This window comes from Spirillospora sp. CA-294931, from assembly GCF_050946795.1.
Lineage (GTDB): Bacteria > Actinomycetota > Actinomycetes > Streptosporangiales > Streptosporangiaceae > Spirillospora.
In genome coordinates this window covers 7857363-7879695 of the sequence record NZ_CP192006.1, presented here as the reverse complement: position 1 = coordinate 7879695, position 22333 = coordinate 7857363, and the positions used below count along the sequence as shown (strand labels likewise).

At 73.3% G+C, this 22333-nt stretch carries 17 protein-coding genes; 8 read left to right on the top strand and 9 right to left on the bottom strand.

The window, feature by feature from the left end:
• Window positions 1–513 precede the first annotated feature (513 nt).
• Genes ACQPY4_RS35585 through ACQPY4_RS35570 form a run of 4 tightly spaced genes read right to left on the bottom strand, consistent with a single transcriptional unit; the run spans window position 514 to window position 3191 of the window.
• Complete coding sequence (locus ACQPY4_RS35585) at window positions 514–672, bottom strand: DUF6760 family protein (RefSeq protein WP_433328661.1); 159 nt, start codon at window positions 670–672, stop codon at window positions 514–516.
• Complete coding sequence (locus ACQPY4_RS35580) at window positions 669–1109, bottom strand: hypothetical protein (RefSeq protein WP_433328659.1); 441 nt, start codon at window positions 1107–1109, stop codon at window positions 669–671. The genes ACQPY4_RS35585 and ACQPY4_RS35580 overlap by 4 nt, the downstream gene beginning before the upstream one ends.
• Window positions 1109–1552, bottom strand: a complete 444-nt coding sequence (locus ACQPY4_RS35575) for a phage tail protein (protein ID WP_433328657.1) — start codon at window positions 1550–1552, stop codon at window positions 1109–1111. The genes ACQPY4_RS35580 and ACQPY4_RS35575 overlap by 1 nt, the downstream gene beginning before the upstream one ends.
• A gap of 55 nt (window positions 1553–1607) precedes the next feature.
• On the bottom strand, window positions 1608–3191 hold the full coding sequence (locus tag ACQPY4_RS35570; protein ID WP_433328655.1) for a phage tail sheath family protein: 1584 nt from the start codon (window positions 3189–3191) through the stop codon (window positions 1608–1610).
• A gap of 301 nt (window positions 3192–3492) precedes the next feature.
• Between ACQPY4_RS35570 and ACQPY4_RS35565 the strand changes: the two genes are divergently transcribed.
• Window positions 3493–4869 (top strand): hypothetical protein, encoded by a 1377-nt coding sequence (locus ACQPY4_RS35565; protein ID WP_433328653.1) that lies wholly within the window; start codon window positions 3493–3495, stop codon window positions 4867–4869.
• 40 nt (window positions 4870–4909) lie between these two features.
• Here ACQPY4_RS35565 and ACQPY4_RS35560 read toward each other — a convergent pair whose 3' ends face one another.
• The 4 genes from ACQPY4_RS35560 to ACQPY4_RS35545 all read right to left on the bottom strand — a co-directional run bounded on the left by ACQPY4_RS35560 (window position 4910) and on the right by ACQPY4_RS35545 (window position 11103).
• Window positions 4910–7033: an eCIS core domain-containing protein gene (locus ACQPY4_RS35560; protein WP_433328651.1), complete on the bottom strand. Its 2124-nt coding sequence runs from the start codon at window positions 7031–7033 to the stop codon at window positions 4910–4912.
• A 115-nt stretch (window positions 7034–7148) separates the two neighbouring features.
• Window positions 7149–9743: an AAA family ATPase gene (locus ACQPY4_RS35555; protein ID WP_433328649.1), complete on the bottom strand. Its 2595-nt coding sequence runs from the start codon at window positions 9741–9743 to the stop codon at window positions 7149–7151.
• Window positions 9740–10417, bottom strand: coding sequence for a DUF4255 domain-containing protein (locus tag ACQPY4_RS35550; RefSeq protein ID WP_433328647.1), 678 nt, complete (start codon window positions 10415–10417; stop codon window positions 9740–9742). Before ACQPY4_RS35550 ends, ACQPY4_RS35555 begins: the two co-directional genes overlap by 4 nt.
• Before the next feature lie 83 nt (window positions 10418–10500).
• On the bottom strand, window positions 10501–11103 hold the full coding sequence (locus ACQPY4_RS35545; RefSeq protein ID WP_433328645.1) for a response regulator transcription factor: 603 nt from the start codon (window positions 11101–11103) through the stop codon (window positions 10501–10503).
• Window positions 11104–11806: 703 nt separating this feature from the next.
• On the opposite strand from ACQPY4_RS35545, the gene ACQPY4_RS35540 reads away from it, so the two are divergent.
• Window positions 11807–14539, top strand: coding sequence for a LuxR C-terminal-related transcriptional regulator (locus ACQPY4_RS35540; RefSeq protein ID WP_433328643.1), 2733 nt, complete (start codon window positions 11807–11809; stop codon window positions 14537–14539).
• An 81-nt stretch (window positions 14540–14620) separates the two neighbouring features.
• Entirely contained in the window at window positions 14621–15700 is a 1080-nt protein-coding gene (locus ACQPY4_RS35535; RefSeq protein ID WP_433328641.1) for a M23 family metallopeptidase, read from the top strand.
• Window positions 15701–15779: 79 nt separating this feature from the next.
• Here ACQPY4_RS35535 and ACQPY4_RS35530 read toward each other — a convergent pair whose 3' ends face one another.
• Window positions 15780–16067: a hypothetical protein gene (locus ACQPY4_RS35530; protein WP_433328639.1), complete on the bottom strand. Its 288-nt coding sequence runs from the start codon at window positions 16065–16067 to the stop codon at window positions 15780–15782.
• A 231-nt stretch (window positions 16068–16298) separates the two neighbouring features.
• Here ACQPY4_RS35530 and ACQPY4_RS35525 point away from each other — a divergent pair, with 231 nt between their 5' ends.
• The 5 genes from ACQPY4_RS35525 (at window position 16299) to ACQPY4_RS35505 (ending at window position 22323) form a co-directional block, all read left to right on the top strand.
• Complete coding sequence (locus ACQPY4_RS35525; RefSeq protein ID WP_433328637.1) at window positions 16299–17093, top strand: EI24 domain-containing protein; 795 nt, start codon at window positions 16299–16301, stop codon at window positions 17091–17093.
• Window positions 17094–17168: 75 nt separating this feature from the next.
• Entirely contained in the window at window positions 17169–18389 is a 1221-nt protein-coding gene (locus ACQPY4_RS35520; RefSeq protein WP_433328635.1) for a hypothetical protein, read from the top strand.
• A 30-nt stretch (window positions 18390–18419) separates the two neighbouring features.
• A complete protein-coding gene (locus ACQPY4_RS35515; protein ID WP_433328633.1) occupies window positions 18420–20507 on the top strand; it encodes an acyl-CoA dehydrogenase in 2088 nt (695 codons plus the stop codon).
• 26 nt (window positions 20508–20533) lie between these two features.
• A complete protein-coding gene (locus ACQPY4_RS35510; RefSeq protein ID WP_433328631.1) occupies window positions 20534–22192 on the top strand; it encodes a hypothetical protein in 1659 nt (552 codons plus the stop codon).
• Window positions 22189–22323 carry a hypothetical protein gene (locus ACQPY4_RS35505; RefSeq protein ID WP_433328629.1) on the top strand — a complete coding sequence of 45 codons (135 nt, stop codon included), beginning with the start codon at window positions 22189–22191 and terminating at the stop codon, window positions 22321–22323. The genes ACQPY4_RS35510 and ACQPY4_RS35505 overlap by 4 nt, the downstream gene beginning before the upstream one ends.
• Window positions 22324–22333: the final 10 nt, after the last annotated feature.

The following is a 22333-nucleotide window of genomic DNA, read 5'->3' as shown; positions in this document are numbered from 1 at the left end:
CCCGGGGGTTGCGGTTCGGTGGGTGCGTCTCCGTTGTCGCTATGGGACGGGGCCGCGAGGTGTGTCGCGAGCTTGCGGTGCTGGACGGGGACGGGTGGTGACGTGGTGAGCCTGCCCGGCCGCGGCGGCGTCCAGGACGGGGGCGTGGGGCGTTCCGGCTCTGGGGGATAGGGCGGGCGGGCCGGACGTGGAGCGTCCCGGGTTGCGGGTGACGCCGGAGTCGCCCTGGGGGCGGGCGGTGGGTTGAAGGCCAGGGCGCCCGACGTCCCGTCGAGGAGCGCGGGCGACCCGGAACCGGCGAAGGACGGGTTCGACCCGGAACCGGCGAAGGACGGGTTCTGCCAGGTGGCGAGGCGGTTCGCGAAACCGGTGTCGGTGACGCCGCCCTGGTCCCCGGTGGTCGACCGCTGGATGGGCGGCAGGGCGGGCCACGCGGCCGGACGTGTTGGGGCGGCGTCCCCGGGGGGCGGGACGGACGGGCGGCGCCGCCGGAGGCGGTCCAGGAACTGCATGTCAGCCTCCGGCCGCGCCCCGCGTCACCAGGGACGCGATGTGGTCCGCATAGCGACGCCGATCGGGGTGTTCCAGGTCCAGGATCTCCTCCAAGCTCCAGTGGAAGTGGTAGGCGACGTACGCGATCTCCTCGTGCAGCCGGTCGGTCGCGTACGTCACGATTCCCCCAGGCGGCTGCCGCCGAGGTCGACCTCGAAGGGCTCCGCGCAGTGCGGGCACTCCACCGAGGCGCGGGTGTGGCCCTCGGCGTTGATCTGGCGGTAGAAGTCCTGGAGGAACGCCAGGTCGGAGGCGAACATGGCCTCCACGACGCCGTCGTGCACCAGCGGCAGCGTGCCCAGCCGGGTGATGACCCGGCCGAGCAGCACGACCGACAGGTAGGCCGGGTTCTCCTGGACGCGGACGTCCCTCAGCGGGACCAGCTCGTCGCGGGCCGTCGCCAGGCGCATCGTGCCCTCGCGGTGGACGAGGCCCGCCTCGTCCACGTAGCCGCGCGGCAGCTCGAAGGGGAACTCCGTCACCAGGCGCTGGGCGGGGGCCGCGTCCGCCGGTGCGGCCTGCGCCTCGGCCGCCGCTCGGACAGCCGTGCGGCGCATTACTCGATGACCAGTTCTTCGAAGGTGATGGTCACGGTCTCGCTCAGCGCCGACGCCTCGCCGGCCTTCACCGTGCTGGTGTCGACCTTGCTGCACCAGGCGTTGCGCATGTTGTACCGCTTGACCGGGTTGTTCTGGTAGTCCATCACCATGATCGTGGCGTTCTTGCGGGCGCTGCTCATCTCGCCGCGCACCGACTGGGTGATCCACTCGTTGAACGCCGTCGACTGCGTCATGCCGCGCACGACCGTGCAGGTGCCGGCCTTCTGCACGCCCGGCATCTTCTTGACTACGGGGACGCCCTGGGCGGAGACCTGCTGGTACTCGATGACGTCCTGCTCCAGGCTGAGGCCGCTGACCTCGGCCAGGTACTCGACCATGACGCCGTCGATCTGGAGACCGAAATTGTGTGATGTGAGGGCGTCGCCCGGCTGGAGACTCATGTGGTGGCCGTCCTTCGTGCTGGTGAGGGAATGGGTGGGTTGGCGATCAGGGGGCCTACTCCTCCAGCTCTCCGCTGCCGCTGGAGAACTGGGCCAGGCGGAAGACGACGAACTCGGCCGGCTTGACCGGCGCGATGCCGATCTCGCACACGACCCGGCCGACGTCGACCGACTCCGGGGGGTTGGTCTCCTCGTCGCACCTGACGTAGTACGCCTCTTCGGGCTTGGCGCCGAACAGGGCGCCGCCGCGCCACTCGTTGACGAGGAAGGCCGAGACGTTGCGCCGGATCCGGGCCCAGAGCTGGTGGTCGTTCGGCTCGAACACCACCCACTGGGTGCCGATCAGGATCGACTCCTCCAGGTAGTTGAAGTACCGGCGCACGTTGAGGTAGCGCCAGGCCGGGTCGGAGGACAGGGTGCGGGCGCCCCAGACCCGGACGCCGCGTCCCGGGAAGGCGCGGATGCAGTTGACGCCGATCGGGTTGAGCAGGTCCTGCTCGCCGCGGGTGATCTGGAGCTCCAGGTCGACCGCGCCGCGCACGACCTCGTTGGCGGGGGCCTTGTGCACACCGCGCTCGGAGTCGCTGCGGGCCCAGATGCCGGCGACGTGGCCGCTGGGCGGGACGAGCCGGGACTGGCCGGTGGCGGGGTCGAAGGACTTGATCCACGGGTAGTACAGCGCGGCGTACTTGGAGTCGTAGCCCGCGGTGTCCTGGCGCCACACCCGTATCTGGCGGGCGTTCAGGCCGGGCGGCGGGTCGATGATCGCGACGCGGTCGCCCATCAGCTCGCAGTGGGCGATCATGCCGAGCTGGACGGCCTTGACGGCCTCCAGGTCGATCGCGCCCCGCTGGTAGGCGGCCATCAGGTCGGGGACGGCGACCATGGAGATCTCGTCGACGGCCTCGAGTCCGCCGAAGCCGGTGCGGTCGGCGCTGTCGCCGAGGTACTGCGCGGGGCCGGTCGGGGTCGCCGCCTCGTCCGTCCGGGCGGCGGGCGGTGCGGCGGGCGGCGCGGGCAGCGCCAGCGTCTGGTTGGCCGGGCGGGCGGGCTGGTGACCGGCGGGCGCGGCCTCGGTCACGGTGATGAGCTTGGAGCGCTCCTTGACCTGGGTGACGACGTAGCGGGTGCCCTTCTTGGCGCTCACGTCGAACGACTCGACCGGCTTGCCGCCGTCCTTGACGATCAGCGTGAACCGCTCGGGCGGGTGGCCCTCGCCCTCGGTGTCGGTGACCTCGACGCTCAGGTTGCCGGTCCGTCCGGGGGACGTCGCCGTCACCGAGAAGGTGCCCAGCTGCCGGGGCTCGGCGGCGGGCAGCGCGGCGGGCGCCGAACCGGCGATCTCGCCGGGCGACGCCGCGTCCGCGTCCGCCGGGGAACCGCCCACCCGGACGACGTGTGCCGCCGAACCGCCGTTGTTGAAGAAGCCGTAGACGGAGTGGGCCAGGAAGTACCCATCGGTGAAGTCGCCGAAGGCCGCGACGTACTGCGTCCAGTTCGTCACCAGGGTCGGCTCGTTCAGGGGTCCGGTCGGCGCGAGCCCCACGAAGGCCGCCACCGAGGTGCCCACACCTTCGATCGGACGTGAACCGCTGGCCACCTCCTCGACGTAGACGCCGGGCGACAGGTACGACGGCATGCTCTGCTCTCCTCGGAGTACGTGTCAGTGCATTGATCACCGTCGCGTGCGGGGTGCTCCGGCTGAAACGTCCATGAGTGCCGCACCGGGGGCATGGTGATTGCCCGGGTGGGCAAGCCCGGATCCCGTCCTCGGCGGCCCGTCTTCCCGGTTCGGCGAGCGGCGGAGGGACCCGTCGCGCGCCACCGGGGCCGCGGCGGCCGGGCGGTTGCCTCCGCGGCTGCCGGAACGGCCCGTTCGGGCCAGGTGCCGTGCCCTTTTGCCTGCTGACACCGGATTGGCCGCGTCCTAGCCTGCCCGGGTGAGTCTATGGACCTCCCTCGAACCCGCTTCCGTAACCGTCGACCCCGGGGACAGCGCGACAGTGCGCCTACGGGTGCGCAACACCGGTGACGTCGTCGACGAGTACCGCTTCGAGCCTGTCGGGGACGTCGCGCCCTGGACGGTCGTCGAGCCCGCGACGCTCCGGCTCTACCCGGGGACGACGGGAACCGTCGAGCTGACCTTCTCCCCGCCGCGCACCTCGGACGCCAAGGCCGGCCCGAACCCGTTCGCGGTGCGGATTATCCCGACCGAGCACCCGGAGGCGGTGACGGTCCCCGAGGGACACCTGACGATCACGCCGTTCACCGAGATGCGGGCCGAGCTGGTGCCGCCCACCGTCTCGGGACGCCGCCGCGGCCGTCCCCGCCTGGCCGTGGACAACATCGGCAACACCAAGCTCACCGCCTCGGTCAGCGGCAAGGACACCGGCGACCATCTCGGCTACGAGATCCGTCCCAGCAGCGCGCAGATCGAGCCGGGGCGCGCGGTGTTCGTGGACCTGACGCTGCGGCCGCGCCAGACCATCTGGTTCGGCTCCAAGGAGCAGCGGCCCTACACGCTGTCCGTGCAGCGCTCCGGGGTCAAGCCGGTCCCCATTGAGGGCACCTTCGTGCAGCGGGGTTTCCTCCCGCGCTGGCTGGCCACGTTCTTCGGCGTGGGCCTGGCCCTCGCGCTCGCCTTCCTGATGCTCTGGATCGCCTACAAGCCGAAGGTCAGGTCCGTCGCCACGGAGGCGGCCGCCGGAGCCGGGACCACCCTCGCGCCCAGCCCCTCCGCGTCCGCGCCCCCGACCGCGCCCAAGAAGCCCCAGGCGAAGGACAAGGACAAGCAGTCGGGAGGCGGCAAGTCCAAGAAGCCCGCGAAGCCGGTGCAGGTCACCGCGGCCACCGCCGTGAACCGTCTCGCCAAGGACCGCGGCCGGCACATCTGCTACCGCGCCCGCGTCGCCGAGCGCGGCTGGCAGCGGCCGGTGTGCGACGGCGCCGCCAGCGGCATCACCGGCCAGGACAAGCCGATCACCGGTCTCAACGTCGCGGTGTCCGGTGTGGACGGCGGGGTGTCGGCCAACGCCTACGTCCACGACCCGGCCTCCACCAACAACGAGCCGAAATGGCTGGAGTGGACGCCCCACATCGAGAACGGCAAGGACCTCTACATCGGCGCCCCGGCCAGGGAGGCCACCTTCTTCGCCGGGATGGGCATCAACGTGGGCAACGGCCAGATCTGCCACGTCGTCCACTTCCGCAACGGGTCCTGGGGCGATCACGTCTGCTCGAACGCCCGTCCCGACTACCTCTTCATCGGCACCCAGGACAACTCGCTGTGGATCGACGCCATCCGGCTCACCGTCTGAACCGCGTCCCGCCGCCGTCGGGAACGACGGCGGCGGCCGGTCAGCGGCGGCCGGTCAGCCACCCCATCAGGCCGACCTGGGCCGAGCGCGAGGGCTCCCGCCGGCGGTGCCGGTGATGGCGCCGCTGTGACTCCTCCTGACGGCTCGGTCCCGGCATGCTCTGGTTCCACATGCCGAAGAACATCGCCAGCTCGGAGTAGCCGACCTGCTCGGGCCTGACGGGCCTGCCGTACTTCTCCTGGATGTACTGGGCGACGGCCTGCCGGAGCTGCTGGTGGTTCCACCCGTTCTGCGCCATGACCATGTTCGCCCTGTTGTCCAGGAGTTCCTGTTCGGACACGGCTGGGCCGGTGGTGTCCATCGTCTCCGTGGCGGCCTCCAGGTCGACGGTCGACCGTCCGATCTTCAGGTAGTCCTTGCCATCGGGTGCGTACTCCGTCGCCTCACGGGTGATCTTCCCGTTCCGGTCGAGGAACGGGAAGGAGGTGAAGTTCCTCGCGAGCACCGCCCTGGTGCCGTTCTGCCAGGCGTCCAGGACCACGATGTCGCCCGGCCTGTTGCGCCGTCCCACGGCGACGAAGGCGTGGTCGATGCTCAGCTCGACCAGCCAGATCGAGACGCCCGAGGGCAGGTTCTTGCGGTTGAGCAGGCAGAACACCATGGCCGCGTGCTCACCGCAGTTGCCGACGCCGTTCGCGGCGGCGATGGCCGCGTCCTGGCCCAGCCTGGCGCGACGGTCGCCGACGGGCTGGCGGGCGACCGCGCCGCGCGAGGCGCCGAGCATGTGATGCAGGCCGTCACCCGCCGCGGCGGCGGCCGCCAGCTGGTTGGCGGCGCCGCGCCCGATCCGCTGCTTGACCTCCGCCAGGACCTGGTTGCCGATCGCCAACAGCTGGGCCGAGGTGGACTGCCGCGCCCGCGGGTCCGCCGACCGCCCCTCGCGCGAGGCGTCCCTGACCTGCCGGGGACCGCGCGGCCCCACGCCGATGCGCGGTTCCTCCGGCCGTCGCGAGGAGGAGCGGCCGGGACGGGCGTCGATGATGATCGGGCCCTGGCCGTCCACGTCCATCCGCTCGGCGTCGCGGCCGGGGGGCGCGTACGAGGACGAACGTCTCATCGCCGGCCGCCCCGCCGACGCCAGGGGCGGGCGGGAGCCGGCGCGGGGCCTGCGGCCGCGCGTGTCCTCCTGGGCGGTGTCGTGGAGCGAGGAGCGGGCGTGCGAGGAGGAGCGCCGGCTCGTGGACGGACGCCGCGACGAGCTGCCGGGCGGGTGGGCGTCGACGATGATCGGGCCTTGGTCGTCCACGTCCATCTGTCCGTCGTCGTAGTAGGAGGGAGGACGCGACGCCATCGAAGGGGCCGCCCACGCGCTCATCCGCGGCGCCGTGGAACGGCCGCGGCTGTACTCCACGCCGGGGATCGCCGATTCGTACCCGTAATCCATCTCCTCGTCGTACGAGGAGCGCTGGACGGCGGCGGGGCCGTGGGACTGCGCGGCGGCGCGCTGCACCGGCGCCCGCCCGGTATCCGAGGCCTGCGCGGCCTCGGACGGGGGCATCGGCTTGCTCATGACCTCGTTCGCCTTTGCGTCGGCGGAGCGTTCACCGGCGTCGCCGGGACTGGACATCCGGGTGCCGTCGCCCTGGTCGGTGCCGGGAACCGTGCCGTTCTCCTGGTCGATGGTGTGCGCGATCTCGTGGGCGACGGTGCGCTTGTTCCGCAGGGCGGCCGGGGTGAAGACCATGTGGTTGCGCGAGGTGTAGGCCTCGGCGCCGATCTGGGCGGCCGACTCCTGGGCCAGGGCGTCGGTGTGCAGCCGCAGATGGGAGAGGCTTCTGTTGAAGCGGCCCTCCATCTCGGTGCGCAGCGGGCCGTCGAACTGCTCCCCGGGGGTCTTCAGCACCTCCGGCACCTTCGACCGCTGGACGGCCGGGAGGTGACCGCAACCCTCCGAGTGCTGGTGCGGGGCCTGGTCCTCCCGGTCGCGCGCCAGCCGCTGCACGACGGCGGCGTTGCCCGCCGTGCCCTGCAGAGCGCGCGCCTGTCCGGGCGTCATCGGAGTGCCCGCGAGCGGCGCGCGCTGGACGGCCGCCCGGGGGAGGACGGACGACCGTCCCCGGCGATTCTGGAGCCGGTCGGCGTTCGGCTCTTGCTGTCTTTGCATGTGTCCCTCCCGCCCGCGACGCGGGTGCCAGGTTCTGTTTAGGGCCCGCGGCCGGCGCGGGAAAAGAGGCGCGGGGGCAATACGGGTGGCCTCCGGGGCAAGGAATCGGGGCCGGTCACCAGCCGACGTCCGCCATGACGAGGCGGCCCGACTTGCGGTACTCGCGGCGGGCGCCGTCCAGGAGGTCGTGCGTGGTGACCCGGCCGCCCCGCCCGGCCGCCGCGTAGGCGGCGGTCACCACCGCGCTGCGGATCGAGCCACCGGCCAGCTCGAAGTCCCGGGCGCACGCGGACGGGTCGAGGTCGTCGGCGCACGGCACGTGGGCCAGGCTGTGCCGCCACAGCGCCCGCCGCTGCTCCTCGTCGGGGAAGGGGAAGTCGATCACCAGGTCGAGACGGCGGGTGAACGCCTCGTCGATGTTGGCGCGCAGGTTGGTGGTGAGCAGCGCGATGCCGTCGAACGCCTCCAGGCGCTGCAGCAGGTAGGCGCTTTCGAGGTTGGCGTACCTGTCGTGGGAGTCCTTGACCTCCGAGCGCTTGCCGAACACGGCGTCGGCCTCGTCGAAGAGCAGGACGGCGTCCGTCCGGTCGGCCTCGGTGAAGATCCGCTCCAGGTTCTTCTCCGTCTCGCCGACGTACTTGTCCACCACCGACGACAGCTGCACCACGTACAGGTCCAGGCCCAGGTCGGCCGCGACGACCTCGGCCGACAGGGTCTTGCCGGTCCCCGACTCCCCGGCGAACATCGCCAGGACGCCCCGGCCCCGGCCGCCTCCGGCGCTGAGCCGCCACTCGCCGAGCACCCGGTCGCGGTGCCGGGCGCGCAGGGCCAGTTCGTGCAGCTGCTCCAACGGGACCTGTGGCAGGACCAGGTCGTTCCAGCCGACGTCCGGGACGATCCGGCGCGCGTGCAGTTCCAGCCCGAACGCCGACTGCTGTCGTGCGGCCTGCCGCACGTGGGCGGCGGTCAGCTCGGTGCCGTCGAAGGCGGCGAGCTCCAGCGCCGAGCGCGCGGCCCGGACGATCCGCTCGCCGCTGAGCCGGTAGGCGGCGACGGTTCCGGCCAGGTCGAAACCCGGGTCGAGCCCCAGTGCGGCCTTCCACTGGTCCACCGCGCCCGAGCGCAGGCGCGGCGCGTCCAGGATCACCGGGTCGGCGTCGCACCACCGCGGGTCGTACGCCCCGGGCCCGGCGAGGATCACCGGCACGTCCGCCGCCGCGAGCCTGCGGACCAGCTCGGCCGGTCGTTCGGGCACGGGCGACACGACGATCGCGCAGTCGCGCAGCCGTGCTTCGAGCAGGAGTTCCGCTATCGGGGCGGGGTCGTCGGCAGCCTGGTGCGGCCCTGGGGCGCTGTGGAGGTGCAGCGCGGGGATTCCGGCGTCGGCCAGCGCCGCGATCGCGCAGGCCAGGCCGTCCCCGTCGCGGCGCTCGCGCAGGTAGACCAGGGGCGGCTCGGGGGCGTCGAGCAGGTCGGCGAGCCGCCCGGTCAGGGACGATCCGGTCGTTCGGGGGACGGCGCGCACGGGCAGCGGGCGGACCCGTCCGTCCAGCGCGGCGTCGGGGGTGTCGTCCCCGGCCAGATGGGCGATCAGCCGGTCCGGGACGCGCAGCGGCCGGGAAAGGAAGGGGGCGTCGCGTTCCTCGACCCGCAGCAGGCCGAGCCAGGTCAGCGGCGCGGTCGGGTGGAAGCGGTCGCGGGCCGCGGCGTCCGCGGTGGACAGGCCGCACAGGTCGAGCGCCAGCCCGACGGTCGCCCGGCGGCGGCCCACGTCGTCGTTGAGGTAGCCGTAGAGCGTCTCGAAACCGCGGTCGAGGTCCGGGGCGAGCGCGATGAGCAGGATCGCGGCGTCCAGGTCGGCCAGCCGCAGCCGGGCCGCCAGGGCGGACAGGCGGTCGGTGGGGTCGATCGGGTCCGGCGCGAGGACGGCGCCGTCCGTCTCGTCGTCGGCCACGACCCGTGGCGCGTGCAGGAGGCGGCGCACCTCGTCCCCCGACACGTACAGGCCGCGCAGCGGGTCGTCGGCCGTGGGGTCGTGGGCGGCGCGCCGCTCGACCAGGGCGGCGGTACGGTCGCGCAGGGCGGCCAGCCGCACGAGCAGCGGATGCGGCGCCGCCGCGCCGCGCGCCCGCCCACCCACCGTGGACTCGTCCCCCAGGCGCGCGCCCGGGGGACGCTCGCCCACCGCCCGCCCGTCCACCGCCCGCTCGTCCACCGCCCGCTCGTCCACCGCACGCTCGTCCGCGGCGCGCTCGTCCGCCGGGCGCGCGCCCACCGCACGCTCGTCCACCGCAGGCTCGTCCGCCGCAGGCTCGTCCGCGGCGCGCTCGTCCACTGCGGGCTCGTCCGCCGCGGGCTCGTCCGCGGCGCGCTCGTCCGCGGCGCGCTCGTCCGCCGGGCGCGCGCCCACCGCAGGCTCGTCCGCGGCGCGCTCGTCCGCCGCAGGCTCGTCCGCGGCGCGCTCGTCCACTGCGGGCTCGTCCGCCGCGGGCTCGTCCGCCGCAGGCTCGTCCGCGGCGCGCTCGCCCGCGGCGCGCTCGTCCACCGCGCGCTCGTCCGCGGCGCGCTCGTCCGCGGCGCGCTCGTCCACTGCGCGCTCGTCCGCCGAGCGCGCGTCCGCCGTGGGCTCGTCCGCCGTGGGCTCGTCCGCGGCGGGCTTGTCCGCGTGGGGCGTCCCGTCTGCCGGTTCTGTGGTGGGCGGTGCGGTCACCGCGCGTCCTCGGGGCGGGGCGCGGCCCGTCGGCGGTTGTCGCGGGCCGCCGCCACCTGGTGCGGCCGGTGGGCGCGCTCCCCGGACAGCGCCGGATCGCCTTCCTTCTCGTGGACGCGGACCAGCGCGCCCTCGGTGACCGGCGGCCCGGCGTCGTATTCGGGGAACGGCGCGAAGGGCACGGTCGCCACCAGATCCAACGAGGGTTTGAGGTCCCCGCCCAGCGCCGACCAGATCTCGGCGAGCGAGCGGGCCTCGGTCTGGATGCTCGCCACGGTCAGCGGCAGCGCCAGCCCCTGGGCCCGCAACGGGGGCGGCAGCTCGTCGGACGGGAGCAGCTCGTGCGGCATCAGCGTCGCCAGGACGGCCGACAGCAGGCGATGCTCGTCCTGCGCGGTCTTGGTCCAGGCGGTGACCAGGTACGACAGCCGGAACCAGCGCGGGGGCTGCCGCCTGCGCACCACGACGTCCTGGCCGTCGCGGACGGAGACCTGGCCGCGCTGCCGCCGGTTCAGGTCCTCCCGGATGTCGTACAGGTAGGCGTTGATCACCGGACCGGTGCGGCGTGCCGACCAGTCGCGGGTGGGGGCCTCGAAGGAGACGTCGATACCGGTCCCGGTCAGCGCCCCGCCGCCGATCAGCCCCTTGAGGACCTCGTCCACCTCGTGGATCACGTGCTCTCTTTCCCCTGGTCGTTGCCCGTACGTGCGAAGAGCGGCCGCCGTGGCGCGCGTCCGTCCTGAGCGGCCGCGCCGGGTCAGATGTAGCCCTGCCGGAGCGCGTACGCCACGGCGTGCGCGCGGTTGCGCAGGTGCAGCCGGGTGGTGAGGCCGTGCATGACGTTCTTGACGGTCCGCTCGGAGTAGGACAGCTTTCCGGCGATCTCCGCGGTGTCGAAGCCGTCGGCGACCAGGCGCAGCACGTCCGCCTCGCGTGGCGCGAGGCCGAGGGTGGACGTGCCGGCCCGGCCCGCGGCGCCGCGGTGCAGCGTGCCGACCTGGCTGATCAGCCGGCCGAGCAGATCAGCGGGCAGGTCGCCCTCGCCGCGCGCGGCGACACGTATCGCTTGCGCCAGCCGGTGCCCGGTGGCCTCACGCCGCCAGACGATGGCGCCGACGCCGCACTCGATGACGTCCAGCAGCTCGTTCTCGCGGATCGTGCCCACCACGAGCACCGTGCGCGTTCCCTCGCCCCGCACGATGCGGCGCAGCCGGGCGAAGGCGTCCTTGCCCAGGCCGTCCTCGACCAGCAGGGCGACGCTGCCGTGGCCGGGTTTATCGCGGACCTCGATGTCGGAGTGGCGGCGCAGCTGGCTCACGGCCCCTTCCCGGGTGAGCGGGTCGGGTGCCGTCACGGTCACGGATATCCGCTCCGACACGGTGTGCGCGGGCGCGCCAGTGAGGTTGAGCAACCGAATTCCCCTATGTCAGCAGGCTCGCTCCCCGGCGACGGCCGGTGGCGCGTGACTCGTTTCAACACTCCTGGGGCGGGCGTGGCGGCCGCAATCGTGGACGACCACGGGCCGTACCACGAGACCACCCGGACGCCCACCACGAAACGGGCCGCATCGCCGCTCGTCAGAGCCCTGACGCGGGCCGAGGAAACGCCGCATCGCGGCGGGGCTGTGAGGTGCGTCACGACATCGCGCGGACCCGTCGCGTCCGGTGGTCCAGGCCGTCCATCGGTTCGACGTCGGGGGCGGGGGACGCGCAAGCGTTCGTGTGCGCGGTGTCTGCGCTGGTCATCAGCTGGCAAAGGAACGGGGTGCCGCCGATAAAGGTCACGTAGGCTGAAATTGACCCCGACTGGCGTCAGGAGTGGGGTCCCTTGTCGGCCAGGCGACGGCGCCCGCACGGTCGGCAGCCGCGGCCGACTCGCGTCCTGGTCAGGCCGTCGCGGACCTTCTTCCGTTGCCCTTCGTGTCCTCCGTCCCTGTCCGGACGTGTCTTCGCCGCGTGCCCGGGAGGGCCGCGGCCGGGGCCGTCCGGACTGATCGAACCACTTGCCTAACACTGTTAGAATTCCTATTCAGCGTTAACCATTCGTCGAGAGGGGTTCGCGTCATGACAGAACCCTTGCTGGAGCGCGACGACGCGCACGCGCTGATCGCCGAAGAGACCGAACAGGCCCGCACGGGCCGGGGCCGCCTCCTGCTGTTCCGCGGCGCCACCGGCACCGGCCGTACCGCCGTCCTGGAGGCCGCCGCCGCTCATGCGGCCGATCGTGGTCTGCGCGTCCTTCGGGTGCGCTGCTCGCCCGCGGAGACCGCCGCTCCGTTCGCCGCCGTCCGGCACCTCCTGGCCTCCGGGAGCAAAGACCTCCCCCCGGTCCCGGACGGTGACGAGCGCGAGCGGGGCGAATGGTTCAGGGACGTGGTCTGCCGGTCGGTGAACTCGCCGATGCTGCTCGCCGTGGACGACGTGCAGTCCGCCGACGGCGCGTCCCAGCGCTGGTTCGCCGAGGCCGCCCGCCGCGCCGACCGGTTGCCGATCCTGCTGGTCGCCACCGAGCGCAGCCAGTACGACGTCGACCCGAAACCGGCGGGTCTCACCCGCGCCCTCGCCCCCGACCTCGTCCGCACCCACACCCTCGCCCCGCTCAGCGCCCGCGCGTCGGCCGCGCTGGTGCGCGACGCCCGTCCGGACGCCACCGACGCCTGGACGGCGGACGTCGTCAGGGCGGGCGCGCGCAACCCGCTGCTGCTGCGCGCGCTCCTGGAAGACCTCGAAGGCTGCGGGACTCCGGCCGTGCCTGACTCGTGCGCGGCGCTGTACCCGGGTGCCTATCCGGCGGCCGTCTCCTGGTGGCTGGAGAACGCCGGGCCCGCCACGTCCGGCGTGGCGCGCACGCTCGCCGCCCTGGAACGGGCGTGGATCGACGGAGCCGAGAGCCCCATGCCGGACGTCCTCGCCGCGGCCGCCCAGGCCGACCCGTCCCGGACGGCCGGGTGGCTCACCGCGATGACCGGCCTCGGCCTGCTCCGCAACACCCGGGGAGTGTTCCGCTTCGCCCACCCCCTGCTGCGCGACGCCGTCCTGGCCGACTGGCCCGTCGAGCGGGCGCGGGCGGCGCACCGGGCGGCGGCGGAGACGCTGCGGAGCCGCGGCGACCGCACCGACGTGGTGGCCGGGCAGCTCCTGCACACCGGGGTCGTCGGCGAATCCTGGGTGCCGAGGGTCCTGCGGGACGCCGCGACCGGCGCCACGGTCGCCGCCCGGACGGGCGACGCCGTCGGCTTCCTGCGCAGAGCCCTGCTCGAACCGCTCCCCAAGGACCTCAGGCAGCGGATGCTGACCGAGCTGGGCTCGCTGGAGTACGCCTCGTCCGGCCAGACCGGCGGCATCACGCGGCTCGCCGAGGCGCTGCATCTGGCGGTCGACCCGCACGAGCAGGTGAACACGGCGATGGCGCTCGGCACCGCGCTGTCCGCCCGAGGCGAGCCCCGGACCGCGCAGGAGGTGCTGCGCATCGTGGCCGACCGGCTGGCCGACCGGCCGGAGACGGCCCGGACGGCCTGGGCCGCCTACGTGCACCTTTCGGGCCGCGACCGCGCCGCCTGGCGCGAGGCGTCCCGCTGGCTGGACGACGCCGTGGAACGCACACCGGAGCTGGTGGGCCCGTCCGGCCGGGCGCTGCTGGTGCGGTTCGCGGCCATCGCCGGAACCTGCTCGGCGCGGGAGGCCACGGCCCGGATGCGGGCCCTGCTGGCCGAGCCCGCCGACCCGCCGGCCGAGCCGTTCCTGCTGGCCACGGCCGCCACGATCGCCCTGTGGGCCGACGACCTCGACGAGGCCGAACGGCTGGTGGAGCGCGGCCTGCTCGGACGGCGTCCCGCGCTGCTGCACCCGATGGACCAGGTGCTCCAGGACGTCCACGTCGGGATCATGGCCGCACGCGGCGCCTACGGACGGCTCCCGGCCGCACGGGGGGACGGGGCGCACGGCCCGTCCCATGCCGACGTGCAGGCCCTCATCGCCCTCGTCGAGACCTGCCGCGAGGAGGAGGCCCGGGACTTCGCCGACGGTTTCGACCTGTCCGGCGTCCCCGACTCGCCGGAGCTGAACGGGTTCCTGTACGCGCGCGGCGAGCTGCGGTCCGCGCGCGGAGAGGTCACCGGCGCGCTCCACGACTTCCTGGAGTGCGGCAGGCGGCAGTCGGCCTACGGCGTGCAGGCCCCGTTCGTCGCGCCGTGGCGCACCGCCGCCGCGGAGTGCCACCTGCTCCTGGGAGACCACGAGCCCGCCGTCGGCCTGGCGGAGGAGGAACTGCGGCTGGCCCGCGTATGGGGCACCCCGCGCGTCGAAGGGCGGGCGCTGCGCGTCCTGGGCCGGGCGATCGGGGGCAGGCACGGGCAGGACCTGGCCGCCGAGGCGGTCGCCGTCCTGCGCGACTCGCCCGCGACCGGCGAGCTGGTCGAGGCGCTCCTGTCGCACGGGCGGCTGCTGATCGCCGCCGGTGAGCGCGCGCGAGGCCGCGACCTGCTCCAGGAGGCGGCCAAGCGGGCCGAGGCCCTGGGCGCGATCCGGACGCTGACCGAAGCCGAGCGCGCCCTGCACGAAGCCGGCTCCCGGCGTCCCGTGGTCGCCCGCGTCGGCTCCGAGGCCCTCACCGACAGCGAGCGCCGCATCGCGCAGCTCGCCGTCGAGGGCCGGACGAACCGGGAGATCGCCCAGCTGCTCCAGCTGGCCGTCCGGACCGTGGAGACCCATCTGACCCATGCCTACCGCAAGCTGGGAATCCGGCAGCGAAGGGAGCTGCGCGAGGTCCTCGAACCGGAGACGACGTCCGGGCCCTAGAGGACTGCCCGGCCGGACCGGCGCCTCTGCCCTTCCGCCTGGTGAGGTCCGGCGGCGGCGTGGCTAACGTCCGGTGCGGACATGACGAGAACGAGCCCGGAGACCCGGCCCCCCGACGAAGACGCCACCCCCGTACGCGGGCGCCGCGGCCCGGGCCCCTTCACCCTGCTGGCACTGCCGGCGCTGACCGTCCTGGTCGGCTTCACCGTCCTCCTGGCCGTCACGGGCGTCCCGGACGAGCCCGGCCCGCGGGCCGCCGACGCCGAGGCCGCGTCGGGCACCCCGGTGGACCCGTCCTACGTGCCCTGGCTCCGGGCGGCGACCCGCGCCTGCACCGTGGTCCGTCCCTCGGTGCTGGCCGCCCAGATCGACGAGCACTCCGGCTGGAACACCGACAGCGCCGCCCTCGGCGAATCCGGCATCGCCGGTTTCACGCCCGCCGAGTGGCGGACCTGGGGCAGGGACGAAGACGGCAACGGCCGCTCCTCACCCCTGGACCCGGTCGACGCCATCATGGCCCTCGGCCGCCGCGACTGCGCGCTGGCCAGGCGGATGGCCGACCTGAGAGCCCGCGGCACCATCACCGGCGACCTGCTCGACCTCACCCTCGCCGCCGCCATGGCGGGGCCGCGCGCCGTCCGGTCTGCCCGAGGCGTCCCGCCCAAGGCCCGCGCCCACGTCACCCGAATAGCGACCCTCGCCAAGCGCTACACCAAGTTCGACGAGAAGGAACCCACCCGCCCCCTGGCGGGCGCGGTCCTGACCCCACCCCTCACACCCCTCGCGATCACCTCCCCCTTCGGCGCCCGCAAGCACCCCCTCCTGGGCATTTCCAAGCTCCACACCGGCCTGGACCTCGCGGCTCCCGAAGGCGCCCCCGTGACCCCCGCCCGCGCGGGCACCGTCATCTTCGCCGGCACCGCCAAGGGCTACGGCAACCGCGTCGTGATCGACCACGGCACCCTCGGCGGCAAGCCACTCCAGACCACCTACAACCACCTCTCCGCCCTGCTGACGACCACCGGCAGGCCCGCGACCCCCACCACCCCCATAGGCCGCGTCGGCTCCACCGGCCTCTCCACCGGCCCCCACCTCCACTTCGAAGTCATCTACGACGGCTACTACACCGACCCCGCCCCCTGGCTCCCCCCGAACCGCTGACCTGTGCCGTGCGACGCGGTTTCCCCGACGCACGCAGGCAGTGAGAAGGAGGGACGACAGTGGGGGCCGGTGGAGCCGATCACGGCCGGGACGGACGCGCGACGAGGAGGGAGTGTCCGGTGAGGCGGTCAGCCAGACCGCCAGGCTCCTGGACGAGATGGTGATGCATGAAGAACTGGGACGGCACGTGCCCGTGCCGTTCCGCCGCTTCGAGGCCGAGCTTCGTCGGGGCCATGACGGTGTCGGCCACCGACTGCTGCGGCCTGGTCGCCGGGTTGGCGGCGGCCAGGCTCAGAGCCAGGGGCAGCCGGGCGCAGATCCGGACGAGTTCGAGGGCCTCGCTCGCGGGCATCAGGTCCAGCGGCACCGTGCGGGCGTGCTGGCTTGCTCGGCGGACCGCCGATATGGACGATCTTGTCGCGCGCGACGGCGTCGCTCGCGAAGCTGGCTTTGCCCGGATGGGCCGCCACCTGAAATCCTCGCCCGACCGTCTGATTTGCCGTGAGAGTAACCGTCTCCTTCCGGCCGGAACGTGTACGGCGCCACAGTCCGTCCGGCCGGTCGGTTAGGTTTTTGGGCAGTGAGGGGTGTGGTGGCGGTGCGGTCTGGGGTTTCGGAGTTCTTCGGTGGGGCCGGGTATCTGTTCCGCGGGCTGGGGTGGATGGCTCGGCGGCCCGGGCTGTGGTTGTTCGGGCTGATACCCGCGGTGATCGTGCTGATGGTCTACGGGTCGGCGCTGGTCGCGCTGGCCTGGAATCTGGACGGGCTGGCGGGGTGGCTGACGCCGTTCGCCGACGACTGGGGGGACGGGCCGCGCAAGGGGCTGCGGGTGGTCACGGGGCTGGCGATCTTCGGGGCGTCGGCGTTCGTGGCGGTCCTGACGTTCACGGCGGTGACGTTGCTGGTGGGGGATCCGTTCTACGAGAGGATCTCCGAGCGGGTGGAGGCGTCGCAGGGCGGGGCGCCGCGCAAGCACGAGGAGCCGCTGCTCGCGGAGATCGTGCGGGAGATCAAGGACACCGTGCTGCTGGCCGTGATCGCGGTGTCGTTCGCGGTGGTCTTCTTCGCCTGCGGGTTCCTGCCGGTGGTCGGGCAGACGGTGGTGCCGGTCGTCGCCGCGTGTGTTTCCGGTTACTTCCTGGCGGGTGAGCTGACGTCGGTGGCGCTGGAGCGGCGCAACATCATGCGCAAGGAGCGCTTCGCTCTGTTGAAGCGGAACCGGCCCTTGACGGTGGGTTTCGGCGCGGCCACATTCGTGCTCTTCCTCATCCCTCTGGGGGCCGTGCTGGCGATGCCGGGGGCGGTCGCGGGGGCGACGTTGCTCGTCCGGGAGAGGCTGGACGGGCAGGAAGCGGTCACCGTGGGTGAGGGTGGCGCGGCGGGATATCACTGAGGCGATAGGAACCTGTGTCCTGGCCGTGATTACCGGCCCGGACCTAAATGCTGATCTTCGCGTAACGTGTGCCGCATGTCCGATCAGGGGGAGCGCGTCGTGCGCTGGACCGAGACGAGTGAGGCGGCCGGTGAGGGCGCTCGGGTGAGCGTGCCCGAGGTGGAAGTTCCCGCCCCGGAGGGGCGGACGGAGTTCTCCGGGCCCGTGCCGCATGACGTGTGGGGCAAGGTCGAGGCCACGTCCGCCGAGCCCCAGCCCGAGCCTCAGCCCGAGTCCCCGGCTCCGGTCGAGGACGTCAAGGTGGCGCCCGTCGCGCCGGGCTTCGGCGTGCCCCCGGAGCCTGAGGCGCCCGTGGTGGAGGCCGCTCCCGCGTGGGAGGGGTCGCTGTTCGACGGGGAGTCCTCGGCGGCCGACTCGGTGCCCGCGGTGGAGACCCACACGGGGCCGGGCAAGCCCGGCAAGCCGAGCAGCGGCAACTGGCGGATGCCCGAGTGGATGGCGGACGAGGAAGCGGCCGACGCCAAGCTCGGCGGGCGTGCGTCGTCCGACGACGATGGCGGGCGGGGCAGGCTCGTCCTGTACTCCGGGGTCGGGCTCCTGGTGGTGGCGCTGGTGGCGGCGGGAGCCGTCTACTACCTCAAGAGCAAGGACGAGAACACCGGCAAGGCCGCTCCGGCCAATGACGGCGCCGGTGCCGCGCGGGAGAAGCCCGTCCCGCCGGTGCCCCTGCCGCAGGACAGGCGGCTGCGGAAGTTCCCGGGGAAGGCGAGCAAGCCGCAGGGTGTCCTCGCCGACCGGTTCTCGGGGCTGGCCGTGCCGCGGTTCGGCGGAGCCTGGCAGCTGGCGACCAAGAAGAACAAGCTGGCGATGCAGGGCTGGTCGGGGCAGCAGGTCATGGTGACCGAGAAGCGTCCCGGACGGATCTGGTACGGCCAGCTGATGACGGGCAAGCTCAGCCCGGTGGTGCAGGGCAGCTACAAGGGCCCTGCCTCGCTCAAGACGACCGCCGCGGCGGCGGTGAAGGAGCTTGAGGGGCGCTACTACAACTTCCCGCACAAGTCGTCGCCGCTGGCCTCGCAGGCCCTGACGGTGGGCGGGCGCAAGGGCTGGCTGATCGCCGAGTACCTGACCTACAAGCGTCCCGGGGTCCGGGCGACGGGGGAGCTCGTCGTGGCGGCCGTGGTCGACACCGGCAAGCCGGTTCCGGCGGTCGCGTTCGCGGCGCTGCCCAACACGCACCGGAAGCTGTGGCCGGACGTGAACCGGTTCGTGGAGGGGCTCAGGCTCGCCTCCTGATCCGAATGGCATTCTAGTAAGCTGCCGCTTATGGCTGCCATGATCGGGTTGACCGGGGACCATCAGCAGCTCGCGGACGCGGTCCGCGGCTTCGCCGAGCGGCGGGACCCGATGCGGGCCGAGCTGCTCGGGCTGCACGTCGCCGAGGTTCACGGCGGCCAGGGTTTCGGCCTGCTGGAGCAGGCGGTGACCCTGGAGGAGCTGGGGCGCGGGCTGGTTCCGGGTCCCTACGCGCCGACCGTCCTGGCGTCCGCGGCCCTCCAGGAGTTCGGGCCGGACGAGGCCCTGGCGCTGCTCCCCGGCCTGGCCGACGGCAGCCGCACGGCGGCGGTCGCCCTGGAGGGACGGCTCGACCTCCGCGACGGCCGGATCTCCGGTTCCGTCGAGCCCGTGCTGGGCGCCGAGGGCGCCGACCTCTTCCTCCTGCCGCTGGGCGGCGACCGCTGGGCCGTCCTGGACGCGGCCGATGTCACGGTGGGGGAGCTGGACTCCCTCGACCTGACGCGTTCGGTGGGGGCGGTCGCGGTCGACGGCGCGCCCCTGCCCGACGGGCGGATCGTGCGCGGGCCCGTCCGGGACCTGGCCGTGGTCCTGCTCGGCGCCGAGGCGTGCGGGGTGGCGGGGCGGACGCTGGACGACGCGGTGAGCTACGCCGGGACGCGCGAGCAGTTCGGCCGGCCCATCGGACGCTTCCAGGGCGTCAAGCACCGCTGCGCCCGGATGCTGATCGCGGTGGAGCGGGCCAGGGCGGCCGTGTGGGACGCGGCGCGGGCGCTCGGCGAGGAGCCGTCCCAGCGGGAGTACGCGGTGAGCGTCGCGGGCGCGCTCGCGGCCGACGCGGCGGTGCTGTGCGCCGAGGGCAACATCCAGGTGCACGGGGGCATCGGCTACACCTTCGAGCACGACGCCCATCGGTACTACCGGCGTGCCCTCACCCTGCGGGCGCTGATCGGCCGGGGACGGACCTTCGAGAGCGCGGCCGGACGGCTGGCCGTCGCGGGCGTGCGGCGTCCGATGGACGTCGAGGTGGGCGAGGACGGCGGGCTGCGCGCTGAGATCAGGGAGCGGGTGTCCGAGCTGGCGGGCCTGGAACTCCTCGACCAGCGCGCCCGCATGGCCGAGGACGGCTGGGTCGTCCCGCACCTGCCCCGGCCCTGGGGACGGGACGCGGGCCCGGTGGAGCAGATCGTCATCCAGCAGGAGCTCAGGGCGGCCAAGGTGCGGACGGTGCCGCTGGGTATCGCGGCCTGGGCGGTGCCGTCGCTCGTCCAGTACGGGACGCCCGAGCAGCGGGAGCGGTTCCTGCCGCCGACGCTGCGGGGCGAGATCATGTGGTGCCAGCTGTTCAGCGAGCCGGGCGCCGGATCGGACCTGGCGAGCCTGACGACCCGGGCCGAGCGCGTCGAGGGCGGGTGGTCGATCACCGGCCAGAAGGTCTGGACGTCGCTGGCCCGCGAGGCGCACTGGGGGATCTGCGTCGCCCGCAGCGACCCGGACCGGCCCAAGCACGACGGCATCACCTACTTCCTGGTCGACATGGCCGCGCCGGGCATCGAGATCCGGCCGCTGCGCGAGTGCACCGGCGACGCGATCTTCAACGAGGTGTTCCTGGACGCCGTGTTCGTCCCGGACGAGCTGGTCGTCGGGCCTGTCGGCGAGGGCTGGCGGGTGGCCCGCAACACCCTCGCCAACGAGCGGGTGGGGCTGACCAGCGCGTTCCAACTGGGCGGCGACCTGCCCAAGCTGGTGCGGCTGGTCGCCGAGCTCGGCCTGGCCGACGATCCGCTGGTCCTGGCCGAGCTGGGGCGCCTGGCCTGCGACGAGCACGCGTTCAACCTGCTGGGGCTGCGGGCGACGCTGAAGCAGCTCTCGGGCACCGAACCCGGGGCGACCGCCAACGTCCGCAAGCTGGTGGCGATGGAACACGGCCAGCGCGTCACCGAGTACGGGTTCACGCTGCTCGGTGCTGAGGGCGCCCTTACGGGGGGCCATGGCGCGGAGCTTCGCCGCAAGTGGACGCGGTACATGCTCGCGTCCCGGGCCATGACGATCGGCGGCGGGACGACCGAGGTCAACCTCAACGTGATCGGTGAGCGCATCCTGGGCCTGCCGCGCTGACCTCTTTGGATAGCCTCGGTCACCTGATGGCGGGGCGAACGCGGCACCTGTGGGCCGCACTTACCGGGCTGGGGCTCGGGCTTGTGGCGCTGGGGCCCGGGCTCGCACCGGGGTTCGTGCTGTCGTACGACATGGTCTTCGTCCCCGATCCGGGGTTCACGGCCATGACGTTCGGGCTGGACGGCGTGGTGCCCCGCCATGTGCCGAGCGACGCGGTGGTGACCGCGCTGAGCACGGTGCTCCCGGCCGTACTGGTGCAGAAGGCGCTGCTGCTGGCGATCTTCGTGCTGGCGTGCACGTCGGCGGCCTCGCTGGTGCCGTCGTCCCGCCTGCTGCCCCGGCTGGTGGCGGGCGTTTGTTACACGTGGAACCCGTTCGTGGCGGAACGGCTCCTGCTGGGGCAGTGGGCGCTGCTCCTCGGCTACGCGGCCCTCCCGTGGGTCGTGGCGGCGGCCGCGCAATCGGGGGAGCCGGGCGGGGGGCGACGCCTCGTCCGAGCCCTGATCCCCGCGGCCATCGGGGGCTTCGCGGCCTTGGCCGTCTCCGGGCTGACCGCCCTGGTCGTGGCGGCATTCCAAGGACGCACCGCGCTGGGACGGACCTTTCTCTCCCTGACCGTCCTCAGCCTGCCCTGGCTCGTGCCCGGACTGCTCCGCCCCTCAGGCGTCCCCGGGGACGGCTCAGCCGTCGAGGCATTCGCCGCGAGGGCCGACACCCCCTTCGGCTCGCTGGGAAGCCTTCTCCTCCTCGGCGGCACCTGGAACAGCGAGACCGTCCCCGACGGCTACGGAAACCCCGTCACCGCCACCCTCTGGCTCCTCCTCGTCCTCACCGCCCTGATCACCTTCGCCCGAACCGGTGGGCGCGAGGGGTGGGCGCTGGGGGGCGCCGGGGCGGTGGGGTTTGTTGTCGCGGCGTTGGGGGTGGTGGTGCCGTCGTTGTTGCGAGGGGTCATTGAGGGGTGGTCGGGGTTCGCGGTTCTGCGGGACGGTCAGCAGTTCGTGGCGCCGCTCGCGGTGGTGATCGCGATGGGGCTGGGGATGGCGGCGGAGCGGGTCATGCGGGCCCGGTTCGCTTCGGTGGCGGTCGGGCTGGCGGTGGCGCCGGTGCTGCTGCTGCCGACGCTGGCCTGGGGCGGGGCCGGGGCGTTGCGGGCCGTCGATTACCCCGGGGACTGGGACGAGGCGCGGCGGATCGTCGAGCGGGAACCCGGGGACGTGCTCGTCCTGCCGTGGGCGGCGCATCGGAGCTACCCCTGGAACCACGGACGCCGGTTGCTCGATCCCCTGCCGCGCTACCTGAACCGGCGGGTGATCGTGAACGACGCGGTGACGGTGGGGGACACGACCGTGGCGGCCGAGGATCCGCGGGTGCGGCGGCTCGATCCGGTGATCAAGGGGGGCGGGCCGCTGACCCGGGCCCTCCAGGACGCCGGCGTCCGGTACGTGGCGGTGGACGAGCCCGGCGCCGCCGTGGAGAGCCGCCTGGCGGGGGCCGCGAAGGTGCTGAGCGGGCCCGATCTGGTGCTCTATCGTGTGCCCGGTAATCGCGCGGTTCGCGAGGCCGGAGTGCCCGTCTGGCCTGTGGTGATTGCCTGGATTGTGGTGTGTGCGGTGGTTGTATGGTCTTCCAAGCTACTAGGCAGTACCCTTGGCAGCCCGCACACCCGACGAAGGACCCCATGATGCGCATCCTGATCGCCGTCGTCGTCGGCGTCCTGCTCGCCGGAGGCGCCTCCTTCGGCGCCGTCGAGCTAGCGAGTTCCTCGCAGCACGACCCCGTCATCAAGCCGCTGCACAACTACGGCAAGCGCTGACGCTCGGTGA